Origin of the sequence: Vibrio sp. 10N.286.51.B11, from assembly GCF_041469245.1 — a bacterium.
Lineage (GTDB): Bacteria > Pseudomonadota > Gammaproteobacteria > Enterobacterales > Vibrionaceae > Vibrio > Vibrio crassostreae_C.
On sequence record NZ_JBFRKI010000026.1, the window covers coordinates 107617 to 130399 of the forward strand.

General features: G+C 44.8%; 15 protein-coding genes. 3 read left to right on the forward strand and 12 right to left on the reverse strand.

Features of this window, described 5'->3' with window-relative positions:
• Window positions 1-116: 116 nt before the first annotated feature.
• Window positions 117-1385 carry an O-acetylhomoserine aminocarboxypropyltransferase/cysteine synthase family protein gene (locus AB4154_RS13790; RefSeq protein WP_017061406.1) on the forward strand — a complete coding sequence of 423 codons (1269 nt, stop codon included), beginning with the start codon at window positions 117-119 and terminating at the stop codon, window positions 1383-1385.
• A 102-nt stretch (window positions 1386-1487) separates the two neighbouring features.
• Here the strand turns inward: AB4154_RS13790 and glmS are convergent, their stop codons facing one another.
• Together glmS and AB4154_RS13800 are read right to left on the reverse strand one after the other, a co-directional pair.
• Window positions 1488-3320, reverse strand: coding sequence for a glutamine--fructose-6-phosphate transaminase (isomerizing) (gene glmS / locus AB4154_RS13795; protein ID WP_017061405.1), 1833 nt, complete (start codon window positions 3318-3320; stop codon window positions 1488-1490).
• Between the two features lie 107 nt (window positions 3321-3427).
• Window positions 3428-4198: a DeoR/GlpR family DNA-binding transcription regulator gene (locus tag AB4154_RS13800; RefSeq protein WP_017061404.1), complete on the reverse strand. Its 771-nt coding sequence runs from the start codon at window positions 4196-4198 to the stop codon at window positions 3428-3430.
• 429 nt (window positions 4199-4627) lie between these two features.
• Here AB4154_RS13800 and pykF point away from each other — a divergent pair, with 429 nt between their 5' ends.
• A complete protein-coding gene (pykF, locus tag AB4154_RS13805) occupies window positions 4628-6040 on the forward strand; it encodes a pyruvate kinase PykF (RefSeq protein WP_017061403.1) in 1413 nt (470 codons plus the stop codon).
• Between the two features lie 176 nt (window positions 6041-6216).
• Window positions 6217-6888, forward strand: a complete 672-nt coding sequence (locus AB4154_RS13810; protein WP_080582236.1) for a GntR family transcriptional regulator — start codon at window positions 6217-6219, stop codon at window positions 6886-6888.
• Between the two features lie 580 nt (window positions 6889-7468).
• Here the strand turns inward: AB4154_RS13810 and AB4154_RS13815 are convergent.
• The 10 genes from AB4154_RS13815 to AB4154_RS13860 all read right to left on the reverse strand — a co-directional run bounded on the left by AB4154_RS13815 (window position 7469) and on the right by AB4154_RS13860 (window position 22524).
• Window positions 7469-9352, reverse strand: a complete 1884-nt coding sequence (locus AB4154_RS13815) for a diguanylate cyclase (protein ID WP_017068819.1) — start codon at window positions 9350-9352, stop codon at window positions 7469-7471.
• A 113-nt stretch (window positions 9353-9465) separates the two neighbouring features.
• On the reverse strand, window positions 9466-9960 hold the full coding sequence (ilvN, locus tag AB4154_RS13820; protein ID WP_136973935.1) for an acetolactate synthase small subunit: 495 nt from the start codon (window positions 9958-9960) through the stop codon (window positions 9466-9468).
• A 1-nt stretch (window position 9961) separates the two neighbouring features.
• Entirely contained in the window at window positions 9962-11719 is a 1758-nt protein-coding gene (locus AB4154_RS13825) for an acetolactate synthase 3 large subunit (protein WP_017062926.1), read from the reverse strand.
• Between the two features lie 460 nt (window positions 11720-12179).
• Window positions 12180-13988 carry a long-chain fatty acid--CoA ligase gene (locus AB4154_RS13830; RefSeq protein ID WP_136973936.1) on the reverse strand — a complete coding sequence of 603 codons (1809 nt, stop codon included), beginning with the start codon at window positions 13986-13988 and terminating at the stop codon, window positions 12180-12182.
• A gap of 201 nt (window positions 13989-14189) precedes the next feature.
• A complete protein-coding gene (gene leuO / locus AB4154_RS13835; RefSeq protein WP_017061397.1) occupies window positions 14190-15149 on the reverse strand; it encodes a transcriptional regulator LeuO in 960 nt (319 codons plus the stop codon).
• 346 nt (window positions 15150-15495) lie between these two features.
• Complete coding sequence (locus AB4154_RS13840) at window positions 15496-16551, reverse strand: MJ1255/VC2487 family glycosyltransferase (protein ID WP_102321198.1); 1056 nt, start codon at window positions 16549-16551, stop codon at window positions 15496-15498.
• Window positions 16552-16605: 54 nt separating this feature from the next.
• The gene (locus AB4154_RS13845; RefSeq protein WP_017062930.1) at window positions 16606-17130 is read right to left on the reverse strand and encodes a phosphatase PAP2 family protein; all 525 of its coding nucleotides are present in this window, start codon (window positions 17128-17130) and stop codon (window positions 16606-16608) included.
• 293 nt (window positions 17131-17423) lie between these two features.
• Window positions 17424-20531 (reverse strand): efflux RND transporter permease subunit, encoded by a 3108-nt coding sequence (locus AB4154_RS13850; protein ID WP_372123317.1) that lies wholly within the window; start codon window positions 20529-20531, stop codon window positions 17424-17426.
• Window positions 20528-21865 (reverse strand): efflux RND transporter periplasmic adaptor subunit, encoded by a 1338-nt coding sequence (locus tag AB4154_RS13855; protein ID WP_050053092.1) that lies wholly within the window; start codon window positions 21863-21865, stop codon window positions 20528-20530. The genes AB4154_RS13850 and AB4154_RS13855 overlap by 4 nt, the downstream gene beginning before the upstream one ends.
• Window positions 21865-22524: a TetR/AcrR family transcriptional regulator gene (locus tag AB4154_RS13860; RefSeq protein ID WP_017062933.1), complete on the reverse strand. Its 660-nt coding sequence runs from the start codon at window positions 22522-22524 to the stop codon at window positions 21865-21867. The genes AB4154_RS13855 and AB4154_RS13860 overlap by 1 nt, the downstream gene beginning before the upstream one ends.
• Between the last annotated feature and the right edge of the window lie 259 nt (window positions 22525-22783).

Sequence of the window (22783 nt, forward strand, 5' to 3'; positions counted from 1 at the left end):
ACGAATCATCCCGCACACAATTCCAATTGCCTCTCTGTGACTAAACATACTTTTCTTTTATAAAAAAATCGGCAATATGAGTGTACACAAATCATTCAATAGTTCAGGGAAGAAACATGAAAGACGAAACACTCTCGATTCACTTCGGTTACGACACTGATCCAACAACCAAATCGGTTGCCACTCCTATTTACCAAACCGTCGCGTACGAATTCGATGACGCACAACACGGCGCCGACCTCTTCAACCTTGCGGTGCCAGGCAATATCTACACTCGCATAATGAACCCAACCAATGATGTGTTAGAAAAACGCATGGCCGCCTTAGAAGGAGGTATCGCAGGCTTAGTGGTAAGTGCGGGCAGTGCTGCGATCAACTATGCGATTCAGACGTTGGCGCAAATCGGTGACAACATTGTTTCAACACCTCAGCTTTACGGTGGTACTTACACCCTATTTGCTCACATGTTGCCAAACCAAGGAATTGAAGTTCGTTTTGCTAAAGACGACAAACCAGAAAGCTTAGCGGCACTGATCGATGAAAAAACCAAGGCGGTTTACTGTGAAAGTATCGGTAACCCAGCAGGTAATATTATCGACTTAGAGCGTGTTGCTGAACTTGCTCACGCACAAGGTGTACCTGTGATTGTTGATAACACGGTGGCGACGCCTGTACTGTGTAAACCTATCGATTTTGGTGCTGACATCGTGGTGCACTCACTAACTAAATACGTGGGTGGTCACGGTACAACGTTAGGTGGCGTGATTGTCGACTCAGGTAAATTCCCATGGGCACAGCACAAGGACCGCTTCCCTGTGTTTAATCAGCCAGAGCCTTCTTATCATGGCGTGGTTTATACCGAGGCCTTTGGTGAGGCTGCGTTTATTGGTCGTGCTAGAACGGTTCCCCTACGTAATACAGGTGCAGCACTGTCACCAATGAATGCTTTCATGTTGATGCAAGGTTTGGAGACGTTGTCGCTACGCATGGAGCGACACACAGAGAATGCCTTGAAAGTAGCGGAATACCTCAAGCAACACGAGAAAGTCAGTTGGGTAAGTTACGCTGGCCTGCCTGATTCAGAATTCTATCCACTCGCTGAAAAGTACATGCAAGGTAAGCCATCGGCCATTCTATCTTTTGGTTTAAAAGACGGTTATGAAGCCGGTGTTCGCTTCTATGATGCACTGCAAATCTTCAAGCGCTTAGTTAACATTGGCGATGCGAAATCTCTCGCTTGTCACCCAGCTTCGACGACACACCGTCAACTAAGCGAAGCTGAACAGAAACAAGCCGGTGTATCACCGGAGATGATTCGCCTATCAGTAGGTATCGAGCACATTGACGATATCTTGGCTGACCTAGAGCAAGCACTGAGCGCTTAATGACGCTACAGCTAGCTCTAACACTGATCGTTAACTAACAGACATAAAAAAGCCCATCACAGGATGGGCTTCTTATTATCTATATCTTAGGTAAGCTGTCGATTACTCAACTGTTACCGCTTTCGCTAGGTTACGAGGTTGGTCAACGTCGGTACCTTTTATTAGTGCGACATGGTAAGACAGCAGCTGCATCGGTACTGTGTAGTAGATAGGCGCTGTTACTTCACTTACGTGAGGCATCTTGATGATCTTCATGTTCTCATCGCTTTCAAAGCCCGCATCTTCATCAGCGAATACGTAAAGTAGACCGCCACGAGCACGCACTTCTTCAACGTTCGATTTCAGCTTCTCTAGCAAGTCGTTGCTTGGTGCAATAACGACTACAGGCATATCTGCATCGATAAGAGCCAAAGGACCGTGCTTAAGCTCACCAGCTGCGTATGCTTCTGCGTGGATGTAAGAGATCTCTTTCAGTTTAAGAGACGCTTCCATCGCGATTGGGTAGAACTCACCACGACCCAAGAACAGTGTGTGATGCTTATCAGCAAAATCAGGTGCCAGTGCTTCAATTTCTTTATCGAACGCTAATGCTTTCTCGATATCAGCAGGCAGTTGGTGAAGTGCTTGAACGATTTCCGCTTCTTTTTCTTCATTGATACGACCTTGTAGACGACCAATTGACGTTACCATCATCAGCATCGCTGCTAGTTGAGTTGTGAAAGCTTTAGTAGAAGCAACACCGATCTCTGTTCCTGCGCGAGTCATGAAGGCAAAATCAGATTCACGAACCAGTGAAGAACCCGCAACGTTACAGATAGTCATTGCAGACATATAACCCTTCTCTTTTGCAAGACGAAGTGCAGCAAGCGTATCCGCCGTTTCACCAGATTGAGACAGAGTCACCAATAGGCTGTTCGGACGAACAACGAAATCACGGTAACGGAATTCAGAAGCAATCTCTACGTCACAGCTTACGCCAGCTAGAGATTCAAACCAGTAACGCGCTGCCATGCCTGAGTTGTAAGACGTACCACATGCGATGATCTGCACGTGTTCAACCTTGCTTAGGATCTCTTCAGCTTTAACGCCGATCGCGTTAGTGATAACCGAAGTGTCAGAGATACGGCCTTCCATTGTATTGATCAGCGCTGTTGGCTGCTCGAAGATCTCTTTCTGCATGAAGTGGCGGTATTGACCTTTGTCACCTGCGTCGTGTTCAGCGTTTGACTCAACGATTTCACGCTCAACACGCTCACCCGCTACATCAAATACCGTAACATCACGACGAGTTACCTCAGCAACATCACCTTCTTCTAGGTACATGAAGCGACGAGTTACGCTCAGTAGCGCCAGTTGATCAGAAGCAAGGAAGTTCTCGCCGACACCAAAACCGATAACGATCGGGCTACCAGAACGAGCTACAACGATACGGCTAGGATCTTTACGATCAACCGCAACCGTGCCGTACGCACCGTCTAATTGTTTTGCTGTTTTCTGTAGCGCTTCAACCAAAGAAGCTGAAGTGCGAAGTTCCCACTCAACTAAGTGAGCAATAACTTCTGTATCCGTTTGTGAAGTAAATACGTAACCACGCTCTTGCAGCATAGCGCGCAGTGCTTCGTGGTTTTCGATAATGCCATTGTGTACAACGGCAATATCACCAGACATGTGTGGGTGTGCGTTCGCTTCAGACGGCTCACCGTGTGTCGCCCAACGTGTATGAGCGATACCTGTACCACCAATCACTTGTTGCTCTTCTACTGCGTCAGCTAGCTCTTGTACTTTACCTAGGCGGCGTACACGAGTTAGGTTAGATTCAGTATCGACTACAGCGACACCAGCTGAATCGTAGCCACGGTATTCTAGACGACGAAGGCCTTCTACTAAAATTTCAGCTACATCACGCTGTGCTACTGCACCAACAATTCCACACATAGTTTCACTCCATCAATTTTGTTTTATTCCTATTGGCAGCAAGCAAAGGCCAAGTCTTCATTAAGATCAATTATAGGAAGGTAAATGCATAATACTTAAATTTGTTTTTACGCTGGATCGGTCAGGATCACTCGAACATCATGTGATTCGATACTTGCTTTGGATTCTTCGCCTAAGTCTGTATCGGTAATTAAGATGTCAATGTGTTCCCATGCCAGCTCTAAGTTCGGGATCTTTCGTCCCACCTTTTCCGACTCAACCATCACGATCACTTCTCGTGACACTTCAGCCATTACTTTGCTCAGGCCAACCAGTTCGTTAAACGTGGTTGTGCCTCTATCGAGGTCGATACCATCAGCCCCAATAAATAGTTGGTCAAAATCGTAAGCACGAAGTACCGACTCTGCAACTTTGCCTTGGAAAGAGTCCGAATGGGTATCCCAAGTGCCGCCAGTCATTAATAACGTCGGCTCGCTTTCAAGCTCATTAAGCGCATTAGCAACGTGCAATGAGTTGGTCATAACAACCAAGCCACGCTTAGCATTAAGCTGCTGAATTAGAGCACCGGTCGTACTGCCACTATCGATCACGATGCGGTTATGGTCGCGAATTAAATCTGCAGCGGCTTTTGCCAATGAAATCTTTCGAGTCGAAACTTGTTGACCCAGCTCTTCGTTGACAACCTCTTTCGGTAACGAAATCGCACCACCATAACGGCGTAAAAGCTGACCGTTTTTCTCTAAAGACGCCAAGTCCTTTCTAATAGTGACTTCTGAGGTTTCGAACTTAGCGGATAATTCATCAACACTAACCTCCCCTTTTTCATTCACTAGGTTAGAAATTGCATGTCTTCTGAGCTGGGTGTTTCGTTTCGACATTTAAAAAAGGCCATTAAGTTTCGATATGAAACATATTATAGTTACAACGAAACTATTTAGTCCATTTATTTTGATCCAAAAAATTAATAAATAGCGATAAAACCTTGTCCTAAGACAATTGTTAAGCAGTGATATTGAACTCATTAGGTGGTAGAATCCGCACCCGAAAAGAAAAAAAATTACAAAACTGACTGTTATTTTTTTGCAACCTACCCCCTATATAGTGGGGTAAGTCACAGAAAACCGATATTGAATCAAAATCTTTTAGTCATAAAATGACTAAAATTGATGAAAGACTTACAACTCTGAAGAACATATTGGAAGTCCCGCGCTTTTACACAACAGGCACAAAATGTTGATGTAGCGGACCAATCTTCAGAACTTAAATAAATTTCAAATTGTAACAATACTTACCGGAGAGTACCTTCCATGAAAAAGACCAAAATCGTATGTACGATTGGCCCTAAAACTGAATCTGTAGAGAAGCTAACTGAACTAGTAGATGCTGGCATGAACGTTATGCGTCTTAACTTCTCTCACGGTGATTTCGCAGAGCACGGCACTCGTATCGCGAACTTCCGTAAAGTAATGGAAAACAAAGGTGAGCAACTTGCTATCCTTCTAGATACTAAAGGTCCAGAAATCCGTACTATCAAACTTGAAGATGGTAACGACGTAGATCTAGTAGCTGGTCAAGAGTTCACTTTCACAACTGACGCAACAGTTGTTGGTAACAAAGACGTAGTAGCAGTAACTTACCTAGGTTTCGCTAAAGACCTAACAGCAGGTAACACTATCCTTGTTGATGACGGCCTAATCGAAATGGAAGTTATCGCAACAACAGAAACTGAAGTTAAGTGTAAAGTTCTTAACAACGGTGCTCTAGGCGAAAACAAAGGTGTTAACCTTCCTGGCGTTTCTGTTCAACTTCCTGCTCTTTCTGAGAAAGACAAAGCTGACCTTAAGTTTGGTTGTGAGCAAGGCGTAGATTTCGTTGCTGCTTCTTTCATCCGTAAAGAAGAAGACGTTAAAGAAATCCGTGAGCTTCTAAACGCTAACGGCGGCGAGAACATCCACATCATTTCTAAGATTGAAAACCAAGAAGGTGTAGATAACTTCGATTCAATCCTTGAAGCTTCTGACGGCATCATGGTTGCTCGTGGTGACCTAGGTGTTGAAATCCCAGCTGAAGAAGTAATCTTCGCTCAGAAGATGATGATCGAGAAGTGTAACCGTGCACGTAAGATGGTTATCACTGCAACTCAAATGCTTGACTCTATGATCAGCAACCCACGTCCAACTCGTGCTGAAGCGGGTGACGTTGCGAACGCAATCATGGATGGTACTGATGCAGTAATGCTTTCTGGTGAAACTGCTAAAGGTAAGTACCCAGTTGAAGCTGTTACTATCATGGCTCAAATCGCGAACCGTACTGATTCAGCTCTTAAAGCTGAGCTAGGTTCTCGTCTAGACAGCCCACGTCTACGCATCACTGAAGCAGTATGTAAAGGCGCCGTAGACACAGCAGAGAAGCTAGCTGCTCCTCTAATCGTTGTTGCAACTGAAGGCGGTAAATCTGCACGTTCAGTACGTAAGTACTTCCCAACTGCAAACATCCTAGCTCTAACAACTAACGAAAAGACAGCTGCACAGCTAGTTCTTACTAAAGGTGTTAAGCCAGTTCTTGTTGACTCTATCGAGAACACAGACGCGTTCTACATCAACGGTAAAGAAATCGCTCTACAATCTGGCCTAGGTAACAAAGGCGACATCGTAGTTATGGTTTCTGGTGCTCTAGTAGCTTCTGGTACTACAAACACGGCATCTGTTCACGTTCTATAAGAATGAACCGATTCGCATAAAATATAAAAGAGGGCTTCGGCCCTCTTTTTTTATGAAACAAAATCTTGCCTAACTTTTCAGTACGCTGTATTATCAATCACAATAGAACTACGTACTGTTAACCTCCAACTGACTCTTTCTAAGAGACGGATTAGCAGACTAGAAATCATATATAGATGAGGTTTGTAATGTCTAGTCCTACGCTCACTGACAAAGTATCAAAGATGATTCGCCAAGATATTCTTAATGGTGAGTTAACCCCAGGCCAAAAGCTTGTTGTTGCTGATCTAAAAGCACGCTACAACGTTGGCGCATCCCCTATTCGCGAAGCCTTGGTACAGTTATCTTGGAGCAAATACGTAAAGCTAGAGCCACAAAAAGGCTGCTGGGTATCTCCTGTATCAAAGAAAGAACTGAATGACCTATACGAAAGCCTTCGTGTTGTATCATCGGTTCTGCTTAAAAAAGCGATTGCAGCAGGTGATGAGAGCTGGGAACTGGATGTACTAACGTCTTACCATAAACTATCGCGAGTACAGTACGTATCTGAAGAGTTTGACTGTGTAGAATGGGAAGAGCGCCACCAGCAATTCCATGTCGCACTGCTTGAAGGTGCAGATTCAGAGAACATGTTTAAGTTCTTTGATGACCTAATTAACCAAGTGAAACGTTACCGCTTCCTCGCTATGTCTGCAGAAAGCGCATCAGATGATCTGTTCAATATTGATGAACACGAAATGATCATGAAACTAGTACTCTCTAAGAATGTAGAACAAGCGACTGAACTGCTTGATCAACACCTGCTAGGTTCAATGAAACGAATTGAAGAAGTTATCGAAGCGGCATAACGCTAAAGTAGCTTCTAACCAAATAAAAACGGAGCCCAATGGCTCCGTTTTTTGTTTCCAGTATTACGACTGAACTACCACCCAAAAAACTCTTTGTGATGAGTATTGAGTAGCACAACCATAGGTAAAAAATACAAAGCACTCAATTGAAAGCCAAGAATGGCTAATGTGCCTATGGTTAACCTCACTAAAAAATCGACAAACATACCACGCCTCTTTTAACCAGACTGTATGATCCCCAAACTCTTGCTCCAGCTAACCTAATTCTACTGCTGCCTTTCAAACCATTGAAAAGGCTAGCTAATCAGTTGAATTAAGTTAACGGTGTCATCCTTTTACATCTGGTAAACACTCTATTTATTACACCGTTAAGCACGATGTAATCTGAAGCAAGGTAGTTTACTTATTGTTCATTTTAGCTCAAATTTCCACCAGCATTAGACTTTAGTCTAACTGTATAGATTTTGTGACATAGGTCGCTCAAAAGTGAGATTCCTATAAAAAGGGGGAGAGATAAAGTGAGTCGGGGCCAGCTTGAAGAGGTGAAGCAAAGAGAAGACAGGACTAGATAGAAGCGAACCTAAGCGACATCATCGTAGCTAGGACACATAGAGACCGTATTACGACCAGACGATTTAGATTCGTAAAGCGCAACATCGGCACACTTGTATGAGCGAGTACTGTTACTTGTTAAATCAGTAAAGCCAACACTCACCGTTACCTTAGTTCCGGCTGCCAGTTCAATCTCTATTCGCAAGCGATCCAATACGCGCTTTGCTTCTGGCAGAGACGTGTGTGGCATCAAGAGTGCAAACTCTTCTCCTCCGACACGTGCAACAAAGTCCGTCCCACGAAGGCTATCTTGCAGAAGTTTAGCAACACCAGCGATCACACGGTCACCTTCGTCGTGGCCAAGCTCATCATTGATTCGCTTGAAGTTATCGATGTCCACCAAGGCTAAGCAGGTGGTCGCTTCGATCGGGTAACGCTCAACTAAGCGAGAATAGTAGGCCAGCTGCTCTTCGAATTTTCGTCGGTTCCAGAGATTACTCAAAGAGTCACGTTCACTTAAAATCCTCAAACGTACCTCAAGCTCCTTCCTTACGGAAATATCAACCAACGAGGTGATGTAGTAACTGACTTTGCCTGAATTGTTTTTGACCGCATGCACTCGCATGATCGCAGTAAAAGGAATACGCAGCTTGTTCTTACACTGAACCTCCCCTTCCCATACTTCTTCTTGCTCTAAATGACTCCAAATAGCCGAGCTTGAGAGCACTTGGTCGGTATTCTCAAGCAGCAACTGCAATGCATTTTGACCGATCACCTGTTTTTTGCAGTACCCAGTCATGTTCTCAAATTCGTTGTTGATCATCATTGTGCGGTGCTGCTTGTCAGAGATCATCACTGCCGACATACCATTCAATGCGGCTCGTGCCAATTTACTCTCTAGGCTTCGGCGTCGGCAGTGCGTCACCAGGTAAGCAAACGGGAAAGCGAATATCAGCACCGTAATCAGAACAATGATCTCTTCATGGGCCAAATCATCTAGATCACGCTCAGCCCGATCCATCAGTTGCTTTTGATTAAGTTGAATCAGTAAATGGACCTTTTGACTGTTCGCGAGCATAACCGTGTTAAAGGCAAACAAATTACCATCTTCAAAAACGTATCCCACCTGATCATTGGAGATCGCATCCCACGTCTTCGGCGCGATATTTTTCAGGTTATAGCCTTTTCTTTCAGGAATAGAGTCTCCGAACAACTTACCGCTGTTGTTACTCGCGATGAAGTAACCCGCGTCATTGAGAACTTCTGCTCTAAGATCGTTATCTGGTGAAAAGCTCAGACGCGACGATAAGCCCCATACATCAAGATTGATGACGAGGTAGCCTACTCTTTCGTCAGGGGTTTCTACTGGGGTAAAGACACGGATTACCGGCGAATAAGGGAAGGTGACTTCACCATGCTCAGTTTCAAGCTCAATACCCCAACCGCCAATCTGTTCGGCTTCTAGTTTTTGAGCGTATTGGAAGTAGTTAGAATCCGACCTATCTTGCAGCTGTTGAGGAAACGTCACTCTACCGGTATCAGAGGAGTAGTTAACACGCACCAATTCTTTGCCAGTGACATCTAACAGATGGATTTGTGTATACCACTTCTGGTTCACGAGAACAGATTGCCAGACCTCTTCAAGTAGATGTTTGGTTTGGTCTGAGGGAGAGGAAGCAAAGTTAACCAAGCTCTGGCTATGACTGAGTAGCTCCATGACCGAGACTAACTGAGTCTTGAGAAGATCATAATCTCGCTTGGCATACACTAACTGATGAACGGCTTGCTTAGCTGAGTAGTCAAAGCTCTGCTGTTTTACTTCTTTGTAGCGCTGCAAATAATACAGACATACTGCAGAAGACAATATGATAGAGATAATCAGCAATGTAATTATTGATTTTTTATTTCGCATTGCTAACTCAGATGAATGGAAGTGCAGCGCGGGATTATAGCACTCTAAAAAATTAACAAAATAAAAGCCGCTTAAAAAAGCGGCTTTAAAGTTATTTTTTAAAGACTTATCGTCTAGGCTTTCAACGCACGTTCGCCTCGTGCGATGCCAACAACACCACTTCGAGCTACTTCAAGCACTTCCGTCACTTCAGACAGCGCCTGAATGAAGGCATCCAGTTTCTCGCTAGTACCCGCCATTTGAACCGTATATTGAGAAGCCGTAACATCAACGATCTGACCACGGAAGATATCCGCTGTGCGCTTCACTTCCGCACGAGCAAAGCCGCTCGCACGTACTTTTACCATCAACAGCTCACGTTCAATGTGTTCAAGTTCAGACACTTCTTGTACTTTAAGTACGTCGATTAGCTTATGCAGTTGTTTCTGAATCTGCTCAAGCTGCATTTCGCTCGAGTTAGTAGTGACGTTCAAACGAGACAGCGTCGGATCATCGGTTGGAGATACGTTCAAAGACTCGATGTTGTAGCCACGCTGAGAAAACAAGCCAACCACACGAGAAAGCGCACCAGGTTGGTTTTCTATTAGTAGTGAAATAATGTGTCTCATATTATGTTCTCTCCGTTTTGCTTAGCCACATGTTATCCATACCCTCGCCTTTGATCTGCATTGGGTATACGTGCTCGGTGTCATCCACACTAATATCGACAAATACCAAACGGTCTTTCATCGCCAGTGCTTTTTCCAAACCTGATTCCAATTCATCCGGAGATGAAATGCGCATACCAACGTGGCCATAAGCCTCAGCGATAGCAGCAAAATCAGGAACAGAGTCCATATATGAGTTAGAGTAACGGCCTTGATAAACAATGTCTTGCCACTGTTTTACCATGCCTAGGAAACGGTTGTTAAGGTTAATAATCTTAACCGGGATATTGTATTGCAGCGCAGTCGACAGCTCTTGGATATTCATTTGAATGCTGCCGTCACCGGTTACCACAACCACCTCTTCATCTGGCTTAGCAAACTTAACGCCCATACCAGCAGGCAGGCCAAAGCCCATCGTGCCTAGACCACCAGAGTTAATCCAACGACGTGGCTTGTTAAACGGGTAGTATAAAGCAGCAAACATTTGGTGTTGACCTACGTCAGAAGCAACATAGGCATCGCCATTGGTTACTTTATGCAGTGTTTCAATTACTTGCTGTGGTTTGATGCGCTCAGACGATTTCTCGTAAGCTAGGCAGTCACGCTCTTGCCACTGCTTGATTTCACTCCACCAGCTTTCAATCGCTTCTGCATCGTTAGTGCCGCCTTGCTCAACGAGCAAGTTCACCATGCTCTCTAGAACCTTTTCAGCAGAACCTACAATCGGTAGATCCACTTTTACGTTCTTAGAGATCGAAGATGGGTCGATATCAATGTGCATGATCTTCGCATCAGGGCAGTACTTATCTAGGTTATTAGTCGTTCGATCATCGAAACGTACGCCAATACCAAAGATCAAATCCGCATTGTGCATCGCCATATTGGCTTCATATAAACCATGCATGCCTAACATGCCCAAAGAGTTCTTATGGGTGCCAGGGAAAGCGCCAAGCCCCATTAGGGTGCTTACCACAGGTAAATTCAGTGCCTCTGCTAATTTTAACAGCGGCTTATCTGCCTCAGAAATAACCGCACCACCACCGACATAAAGTACCGGCTTCTTCGCTTCAAGAAGGGCTTTTAGCGCCTTTTTGATCTGACCTTTATGACCCGTAACCGTTGGGTTATACGAACGCATTTTGAGCGTTTCTGGGTATTCATAAGGAAGCTTGATTTGTGGGTTTAAGATATCTTTCGGCAGATCAATAACCACAGGACCGGGACGCCCTGTCGTTGAAATATAGAATGCTTTTTTAACGACTTCAGGGATATCTTCCGCTTTCTTAACTAAGAAGCTGTGTTTAACGATCGGGCGTGATACACCCACGATGTCACACTCTTGGAAGGCGTCATTACCAATGAGGTTATTTGGTACGTTACCAGAAATAACAATCATTGGGATTGAGTCCATGTAGGCGGTTGCAATACCAGTAACGGTATTGGTCGCACCTGGACCAGAACACACAAGTACTACACCCGGTTTACCGGTAGAACGAGTATAGCCATCTGCCATGTGGGTAGCGGCTTGTTCGTGTCGCACTAATACGTGTTTAATTTCAGCAGTTTTAGCATGCAACGCATCGTAGATATCAAGTACAGAACCACCTGGGTAACCAAAGATTTGTTCTACACCCTCTTCAATTAGAGACTGCACCACCATCTCAGCGCCGGATAACATTTCAGCGCCGGATGACATGGCTGTTTCAGGTTTTGTTGTCATATTGCTCTCCTCACCAGTTTCCAATCATATTTGGTGAACATGTTGGGCTGGTTTTTCATAGTCTAGGGCTTATTCGTAGCCTAATTCGAAATACTTCCACTTTTTCGGCTATGGCTGTCTGTCGTGATAACAACAAACAGTAATACGAAACAACTTTAACGCTTTATTATCATCTGGTCTAACACCTGTTATTCGGCAACTGTGCCAAAAAACCAACTATTAGCTCAAAGCATTAAATAAAACCCAACTCAGCCCCCCACGCCAGGTTTAAACACTAGTTAGCGAACAAAAAAAAGCACTTAATATTTTAATATATCGCTATTTATCGATAAACCGCGAGCTTGCTGGTGTGCGCTTTCGCACATTGTGCTGTGTCATTAGATACAAAAAATCCCCCTAAAAATGCAATCACATTCGTAGGGGGATTTTTAAACAACTGAAAATTTATCTAAGCAGAAAACTACTTATCTTTAGGCTTTTCGTTGTACATTTCTTCGATTTCGTCTTGATACTTATCGTTGATAACTTTACGACGCAATTTTTGAGTTGGTGTCAGTTCACCATCATCCATAGAAAATGCTTTTGGTAGCAGTTTGAATTTCTTCACTTGCTCAAACTTAGCCAGTTCTTGCTGTAGGTCATTCACACGCTTTTCTAGCATCTCGACGATTTGGTGGTGCTTAACCAGTTCAACGCGATCGTGATACTTGATATTAAGCTCTTTGGCGTACTCTTCTAGCGAGTCATAACAAGGAACAATCAGCGCAGAAACGAATTTGCGCGTATCAGCGATAACAGCAATCTGTTCGATAAAGTGATCTTTACCAATCGCGCCTTCAACCACTTGCGGTGCAATATACTTACCACCAGAGGTTTTCATCAGCTCTTTGATACGATCAGTAATGAACAGGTTACCATTTTCATCAAAATGACCCGCATCACCGGTTTTCAAGAAACCGTGCTCATCGAATGTCTTTGCGGTCTCTTCTGGCATCTTGTAGTAACCGCGCATCACCATTGGACCACGAACAAGAATCTCGTCCTTAGCACCAATTTTTACTTCTGCGCCCGGCATCGACATACCAATCGAATCTGGGTTAAAACAGCGGTCATCCCAACAAGATACTGTTGCTGTAGTTTCTGTCATACCGTAGCCAAGTTTTACGTTGATGCCGATAGCATGGAAGAAGCGACCAATCGTCTCATCAAGCTTCGCGCCACCACATGGCATGAAGTTGATGTTACCGCCGAGTAGAGCACGCAGTTTAGATAGCACAAGCTTATCAGCTAGCGCATGGCTCTTCTTCAGCATCAACGATGGAGTACGACCTTCTTGGTGACAAACTGAAAGCTTTGCTCCCATGTTCACCGCCCAAGTAAATAGCACTTTACGAATAAATGGTGCTTTAGATACCTTCTCGTGAATCGCAGAGAAGATCTTCTCGTAGAAGCGTGGAACCGCACACATTACAGTAGGTTTCACATCACTTAGCGCATCACGCACTTGCATCGTATCTTGCAGGTAGCAGTTGGTTGCGCCTTTATAAAGAACGTAGAACGTCCAAGCACGCTCAAATACGTGTGATAACGGTAGGAAACACAATGAGACATCGTCTTTGCTCAGGCTAAGGCGCTCATCGTGGCCTTCTAACTGGTAGCCAATGTTGGTGTAATCAAGCATTACGCCTTTTGGCTGACCTGTGGTACCAGAGGTATAGATAAGAGTCAGCAGGTCGTCCATGCTTGCATCAGCAAGACGCACGTCAAGTTCAGCTTGTTGTGCTTCAACGCCGCGCGCCATGAAATCAGCCCAAGATACCGCAAAGCTATGGCCTTGAAGATCGATATCATCAGACATCGCGACAACCACTTCTAGCTGTTCACACTCTTCGAATAGGCTCACCGCCGCGTCAAATTGAACTTGCTCACCAACGAATAAGATCTTCACATCCGCATTTTGGATGATGTAAGACGACTGTGCTGCTGTGTTGGTTGGATAAATCGGCACAGTCACAAGACGAGCTTGTAAAGATGCAAAATCTGCCACGGTCCATTGAGGCATATTATTTGAATAGATACCGATCTTATCTTGAACTCTCAGTCCCTGAGCCAACAGTGCTAATGAAAGCGTATCGATTTGTTGTCCAAACTGCTCCCAGCTAATACCTTGCCATACATTGTCTACTTTGTGCTTCAAAGCTGTACGGTTGCCGCCTTGGGCAATTTGGTCACGAAGTCTTTTTACGATATGAAAATCTAAATTGGCCATCTCTTTACCTTTGGCTTACACCTGTAAGCTTTTTTGAGCGCACAAGTGTACCTCTGATCATGAAAAAGGCAACTGATGAAGCTCAAAGTTATCAGTAATAGTACGTCTCACGCTAAGTTTTCTACCTACTAAAATAGCGCGCATAAAAAAGCCCTAAGCCAGTCTCCTAGCTTAGGGCTTATAAATCATAGGGATTAGTGTCTAGTTAAGTGCCACTACTTCGCCACAGATCATCATTAACTGATCTCGTAACCAAATGTGTCCTTTATCCTTTTCACTTGATTCGTGCCAGCTTAGGAAGCCAGAAATCGCCGCATTATCGAATGGGAAATCTAGAATCTGAAGCTGCTCTTTGTTTGCTGCATGTTCTACCATCCAACGAGGAGCAATTGTTACTAGTTCAGATTGGCCTACAACGTAAAGAACGTTGCTCAAGCTCGTACCTTCGTAGAAAGGCGTGCAATCTAGGTCACGGTAAGCTTGCTCAGAGAAGCTACGTTGACCGTGGATACGAGACAATTTCGCGTGCTTTTCATTAAGCAGCTCTGCCGCAGAAACTTCACCGTTGATACGTGGGTGAGAAGCAGAAGCAACCACAACTAATTCGTCTTGGAAGATTTCAGTGCTTGAGAAGCCTTGCTCATCAAAACGAGCGTAATCAATAACGAAGTCGATTTCTTGGTAGCGCATACGCTCAGAAAGTTGACGATCGAATTCAGCATCCATGTGCAGTTTAACGCTAGGTGCTTGCTCGTTGATAGTCGACATAATCTTAGGTGCAAAACGCATGTCACAAGGGCTGCAAATCGCAAGCTTGAACAGGCGAGAAGAAGACTCTGGAGAGAACACAGAACTTGGTAATTCGTTGCGTACTAATTGTAGCGCTTGGCGGATAGGACCAAACAACTGACGTGCACGTTGAGTCGGTTGAATACCACGACCTTGGCGCATGAATAGTTCGTCGTTAAACATCACTTTTAGACGAGCAACAGCGTTACTTACAGCAGGCTGAGACATACCCAGATTGTGAGCTGCACGTGTAATGTTTTGCTCTTGCATAACTGCATCAAATACAGTCAAAAGATTTAAGTCGACTCCACGAAGTGTGCTTTCCATTCTGTAGCTTGCAATAGCACTCATTGCGTCTTTCTTATCTAACATTCAAGTTGCCTCTTGTCGGTTCGACAGCGTTAAATTGGTAATGGTATGAGAATAGATAACCACTAATTCTTATATTTATCAGACCGATGTTTTTCGGATTGACATTACTATTAACCAATGCATCTCGAGCTACCAACAAGATTGATAAAGAATAATTTTATTTTACCTTAATGATTAAACAACATCTAAAAATCAATTATTTATAGAGTTATAAAAAAACATAAAATGCGTCACTTATGAGTTTAATTTCGACTTATTTAGCTGTTCTATCGTTTGGTTACATTTGTTACAATTTATTGAACTCGTGAATTGTTCAACCGGTCAATTCAGAAATAGCACTTATGAGTTAGGTGAGCGATGCATAACTTGGAAAGTCGACCTTGTCCCAAAGTTGCTTTCTTAAATCATCTTGATTAGACCAATTCCCTGCTAATACCCACTCAACGAGTGCACTTGCCACGTCTGGATAGGTGACCACTTCGGCCTGTTTTTCACTGAGCCAAGCGCGCAAGATAGCCGCATCTAAAAACGTCATGGTTTGAGCTAACCCAAGGGCCTCTAGCGTCGCCACATTGCTCTGTTGTTCGAACTGTCCTTCGAGTGGTTTGAGAAGCAATTTCTTCCCCAAAGTTAGGGCTTCAGATGGCAATTCAAAGCCGCCATTTGCGACCACACCAGAGCACTGATTGAGGTCGAATTGAAAGCCCGCATGACTCAGTGGTTTGAACTCAATATTTTCAACTCGGCTATGCTCAATCACATCCGGGTGGTAACAGACAAAGTTTTGCGAAATGAACTTCATCAGCAGCTCTGAGATCGACTCAAGATCCTCAAATGGCAAATAGACCAACGTAAAGTCTTGTGTTGTTTTTATTTGTTGCTCACCAACCAGCGTGTGAACGATAGGCGGCAAAATCGGCTGTTCAAAGTGATACCAGTGCAAGCCAATAGAGTGCTCGGTTGGGGCGAAATGTTGAATCACTGAATGTTCAATCCAGTTGCCCCCTTCTTTGGGTACATCATAACGAAACGCATTCTGGTGGCTTATCCCAATGCATGGCACACCTTGTCTCTTAGCCGCCCATGCAGTGACAGGCTCAAAATCATTAATCACTAAGTCATAAGGCGTAAGATCGATCTGGTTAATCTCACGGAGAAATCGCCAGATGTTGTTCTTCATGAATGTTTTGCCGTATTTAACCTGCCCCTGCTCGCTGTAAAAAGTTAAGCCGCTGCGGGTCTGATAGTTGCCAAACGCTTCCATCGAAAAGTATTTGCTCTCATCTCGCCCAGAGAACAGAAAATCGACATCAATATTTTGCTGACGAAAAGCGACGGCCATTGCTCTCGCTCGAGCGATGTGCCCATTTCCTGTGCCTTGTACGCCATATAAAATTTTCATGCATGTTCCTTTAAATTTACCACTTAAGCTCGGCAGTGGTTGCCAACAAAATAATTACAGGATGAAGCTGATAGCGAGGCTGGTACAAGCGATGCCCAAGGCTGCGCCAATCAGTACGTCCGTTAAAAAGTGCACACCGAGCAGGATTCGAGAGCCTGCAATCGCAGTTGCCCACACCAAGCTAAAGAGGTACAAGCTCGGATAGAAATGCCCGATTAGGGTCGCCATAACAAAAGCAGCAGCGGAATGCCCTGAAGGCAGACTGTATTTATCGGATGGCACAATATGAGAGTGAAGTAGTGAAGAGAATTCAGCTGGTCGACGGCGCTTGAGGGTATTTTTAGCAAACCAGTAAATAGGCAGTTCGATTGCGAAGGCGGTTAAGCCCACCAAAAGAAAGTCTCGACCGGTGTTGCTATCGACCAGCAGTGCAATCAAGGCAATCAAAACATAAAGGTGTCCATCTCCAGTATGAGACACCGCTTTACTGAGCGTTGCATGTTGCCCGCCATAGCGGTTGTTTAAACAGAAAACAGAAAATGCCACATCCCAGCGGACAATAGGTTCGATAGTACGCATACGATCTCCTTAACAATCCTTATTCAGTTAAGGCTCAAGTTATGCCCAACAAATGACAGTTAAGTGACGTTTTGAATGAACTAAAATGAAATTTCCCATGCTTGATAGACAGGTCAATGGATCAAGTCAGGATGGCGATAGAAGCGACCGATAAAAATAAAGCGACCCAAGGCCGCTTTATTCTTCTATGTTTTCAATTCTTTATATAAGCAAGCAAACGCTACTTCTATCGTGTCAATGGTTATAGCGTTCGCTAATGATAATAGAGCTCGCAAATAATTAAACGCTAAAGGCTATAGGGCTAATGGCTCGTGCTTTTTCACCAAACCGAAATCCGCCAATATCGCGTAGGCCGCTGGGATCATAAACAATACTAATAAGGTCGAGGCAAATATGCCGAATACGATCGAAATAACCAGTGGCTGGATAACCTGAGCCTGTAAGCTGGTTTCCGTCAACAGCGGTAGCAAACCTGCCGCAGTCGTCATTGAGGTCAAGAATACCGCTCGGAAACGCTCGCGACTGGCTTTCACCACCGAGTCATGCACGCTATCTCCCTCATCGACATGGTGACGAATGTACTGCACCAACAAGATGGAATCATTAACCACAATTCCGGCAAGCGACACAAAGCCCATCATGCTTGGCATACTCAAAGAATGGCCAAGTATCCAGTGACCAACGACCACCCCAATAAAAGCGAGTGGAATCGCTAACATCACGACCACAGGCTCTAAATAGCTTCTGAACTGATAGCTAAGAATCGCAAACACGCCGAATAAGCCGAGCAAGAATCCTTTGCCCATCGAAGCGCCAGTCTTGGCTGCATCCTTGGCCTCCCCTTCGAAATCAAAGCGTAAACCCGGGTACTTCTGAATAAGTTTGGCGGCTTCATCTTTTTGGAACTGAGCCAAAATCGCGGATGAACTCGCTTTCTTATTATCAATATCACCAAAAATACTGATGGTTCTCAGCCCATCAATACGCTGAATTCGCACGTAGTTACGCTGGAAATCTAATGTCGCCAACGTTGCTAGCGGGATCTGACTGCCATCTGCGGTAATGATTGGGAAGTTAGCTAGCTGCTGTATGTCGCCCGCTTGCTCCTTATCAAGACGCACTTCAATCGAGATATTTTCAACGCCGATTTGAATCTCATCCGCCGTTTGCCCAAAGAAAGCCGCACGCAATTGGGAAGCAATCATCTGCCCATTCACATTGTAGGTTTCGGCTCCAGGGCGCAGCTTCACCAAGATCTCTTCTTTACCCATGCGCATATCATCAAGCACGCCATGCACCCCATCGAACTGATTAAGGTACTCCTGAATATCCAAAGAAGCGGATTTCAATGCGCTCAGGTCATCGTGTTTGGCGCGAATTTCAATAGCACGACCGCCCGGCCCCATAGTAGGTTGCTTGAACACCAATGAAATAGGATCCGCCAAGTCACCGATATCCTCTCGCCATGCATCAATGAAATCATCGATAACCGTGTTACGGCTCTCTGCTCCACGCAGATCTAAACGCACTGTGGCTAAGTGTGGGCCTGATTCATTGGCATCGGCGTTGGCATTGAATTGGCTGGTGATATGCTCGACCAGTGTATTGCCTTCTTCAACCTCTTCGCTCCATTGTTTGTTCAAGCGCTCAGCCGACGCGACAATTTTGTCGACCACTTTCTCGGTTTGAGACAGTGATGCGCCCGGCGGAAGAATGATTCGCGCTTCGGCAATATCACCATCCAGCTCAGGGAAAGGTTGAAACTTAACAACCCCGCCAGCAATCAAGGCTACTGAAAGCAACAATAGCGTAATCACTCCGCCCATAAAGGCGTAGCGGAACGTCACGACTTTCTCAACCATGTTCATCAAAGTGGTATTACGGAAGTTCTCAAACTTCTCAAGCAACACCACTTTGAAGCGCAGCGCTGGCTTATCGTTTTTTTCTTTATGCAGCGAGTGAGACAGGTGATTAGGCAGAATTAGGAAGGCTTCGATTAAGCTCAACGACAGCACCAAAATCAATACTTGAGGAACGGCCTTAAGCACCGCGCCCATCTCGCCATCTAGGAACAGTAAGCTACCGAAAATACACACCGTGGTTAAGAAAGAAGACAACACTCCGGGAAACACTTTCTTAACGCCGTTGTACACCGCATCATCAACGTTTTGCCCCCGATCTAAATGGGACGCTATCGATTCGGCAATCACGATGGCGTCATCCATCATGATACCAATCGCCATTAATAAGCCGACCAGCGACATAATGTTAATCGATAAACCAAGATTGGCCATTAAAAACAAACCACCAAGGAAGGCTACCGGCAACCCCGCCGCTACCCAAAACGAATAACGTAAGCTGAAGAACAACCACATGGTGGCGAACACCAGCACAATACCTTGCCAGCCATTACGCGCCATCATGGTTAAACGATCCCAAAGTACAGATGAGAGATCGTTGGTCATTTGTAGTGTCACGCCATCAGGAGCAATCGCGCTTTGATCTTCAACGAATCGTGTTACGTTCTCTTTGATTCGCAGCGCATCGTCTTCTTTGTTCTTACTGATCTTAAGCAGCGCTGAAGGCTTGCCATCAAATAGCACCTTTTGCTCATCAAGCTCAAAGCGGTCGGTTATTTTGGCTATGTCTCTCAAACGAATCACCGAGCCATTAGGCGCAGATCCAACCACGATGCTTTCCAGCTCAACAGGCGTAACTCGTCTCTCGTCGAAACGAATCAGAAAGTTTTTGTCTGGTGTTTCAACGTTACCACTCGGCAGTTTTACATTCTGTCGACCAATTTGATCCGCGATATCACCGACACTCAAACCCAACTGACGAATAGCTTGGGTATCCAGTTCCACTCGATATTGATGATCCGAGAAGCCGCTAACCTCGACCAAAGAGACATCGTAATCAAGCTTCATGGTGCGCTTAAGATCTTCCGCGTAGGCCTTAAGTTCTGGCCACGACGTTTCGGCTGTTATAGCGATATCGACAACCGGTTCATTCCAATCTAGCTCTTGAACAACAGGCGATTCAATCTCAGTTGGGAAATCATTGATCGAGTTGATCTGGGTTTGCACATCCACCAGCATTCGGCCGATGTCCGCTTTTTCATTTAACTTTAGAATTAAACGAGCGCTGCCTTCGATGGCTTCACACTGAGTTTCTTCAATGTTGGCTAAGCCGTCTACTGCATCTTCCATTCGCACACACAAGCTCTCTTCCACTTCTTTTGGAGAGGCGCCGGGATAAACAATCGCAGCCATAATGTAAGGCGGATCGTAAGCTGGGAAGGTTTCACGTTTGATGGTTGATAGTGAGCTTATACCCAAGATCAACAACCCAAGCATCAACAAGTTTGCTGCTGTTGGGTGCCGAGAGAAAAACTTGATCATGACGCACTCTCCTGAGTATCTGATTCAAGCTCAGCCTCTTCAGAGTTGGACTCTCTCAGTAACATGCCTTCTATTGCTGGCAGGACATCATTGAGAACCAGTTTATCTCCAGTTTGTAGCTCTCCACTCACAACCACTTGATTGTCTCTGCGATAAAGCACTTCAACATTGACCACTTGCAAACGCTGGTTGTCATCCATCAGGTAAACCTTATCACCATGCAGTGCTCGCTCTGGAACCACCCAACTTAGATTGGCGACACCCTCAATCTCAGCTTTGACAAACATACCGTTAACCAAAGGCGTCGCGCTGTCTGGTTGCAATTGTGAGTAATCTTGAGCGATCTCGAGAATAATCCCCGCCGTCGCTTGGTTTTCATCAACTGTTTCGCTGATTCTTGCCACCTTCGCTGGCCAACTGAGGTTCAGGTTGCCGCTGTTAAGTTGAATGCTTGCTTTGATTGGCGCTTCATAAGGATTAGGGATTCCTGCAGCATCGCGAGGAAATTGGTTAAAGCTGGAGGCTAAAGTTTGCATATCGTGAATAGAAAGTTGCGCCTCTACTTCCATGACATTAATCCCGTGAGCAATAAACATCTCCTGCTGAAGGTTTACTACTTGATTTTGTTCGATATCAACCTGAGCAATTCGCATCGCTCTTGGCAAAGTGATCGTGGTCTTATCGAGAGAGCGCTGCGCCTCTTTTACCTTAGACACGTTGACCTTAATCACCGCTTCCGCAACACGCTTTTCATCTGGCATCAACGCGATTTGGTTCGCGATATCTAATACCAACTTCTGCTGAGACAATGCGCTTTGTTGTTGCAGGTCGACATCCGATTGAGAGGTGAGCCCTTTCTTACGCAGATCCTGTTTACGTTGTAGCTCTTTATTGCTGATCACCAAACGATTCTTTTCGATCTTAAGAGTCTGATTAAGGTTGTCTTCTTCTTGATTCAATTTCGCTAATGAGGTTTGGCTTGATTTTAGATCCGCCTCTGCTTGTATCAGTTTCAATTCGTAATCCAATGGATCAACCTTGAGCACGACCGTTCCTGCAGGGATCACCTGGCCTTTTTCAAGATCTGGATGTCGATACACGATCTGTCCTGTCACCTCAGCAATCGCTTTCCATTCAACTTTAGGCACCACTTTGCCAAAGCCGACCGCTAACGGCGCTATCAGTTGTTGTTCTAGGCTCACAGTATCAACTAAGCGAGCCCTATCACCCGCAGGTTTGGTTGGAAGATCCGGCTTCAAGTTAATCGCGGCGACAAGGCCAATCACACCAACCGCAAGTGCTGGAAAGAAGAGTAGTTTTTTATTTATTTTCATTATCTTTGGTCCTGCACGGAAGAAGGGCTCGGTGCGTTAATAAAGCCTTCAGTCATCAATTGAATGTTGTGTTCGATTAAACGATTAAGAAATTCTTCATTAATCTCAATCCCATGAATTGCCAATAAAGGCGGCGGAGCGATGAAAGGAAACACCATCAAGCTTACATACGAAATACGGCACAATTTTGGATCCATGTTCTGTTTTAAGATGCCTTGTTCAACCAACTTTTCAAAAATGACATCTTGGGCTGGCTTTGCAACATCGAGGAAAACCTTTTCGAGCAACTCTCTTTGCACTTCAGAGGGAGGCATATTCATCACTTGGGCTATCAAGCGAGGAAACTTCGGCACTTTGACCATCTCTTTGTAGTAAGTCCGCATTAAATCAAGAAAGTTCTCATGACTGCTTTCATCAACGAGTCTCTGCATTTGTAATTGCATAGGGCGTAATGTTTCACGCAGCATCGCCTCAAACAATCCGGCTTTACTGCCAAAGTAATAGCGAATCATCGCAATATTCACACCCGCTCGCTCAGCAACTAAGCGAGTCGATACCTTGTCGTACGGTTGAACCACGAACAGATCTCGAGCGTGCTCAATGAGTAACTGCCGTACATCTAGATTCTGTTGAGGTCGCCCTGCTTTACGCGCTGCCATCACTGAGACCTATCCCTATAATTAATCACACGATTAATTATAGGGATAAATCGACATGGTTGTAGAAGATTAATTACTCACTATTTAATCAAATGATTAATTAATTTAGCCACCCTTTTAATTTTATTGGTGAATCGTTCCATCAAAAAGATTTACTACAAAGTTTTAACCTACACATCAGCCAAACGATAAACTAACCGCCCAGTACAAAACACTCAATCAGCTGATAACACCAGCAAACAACACGCAAGCAGCACAA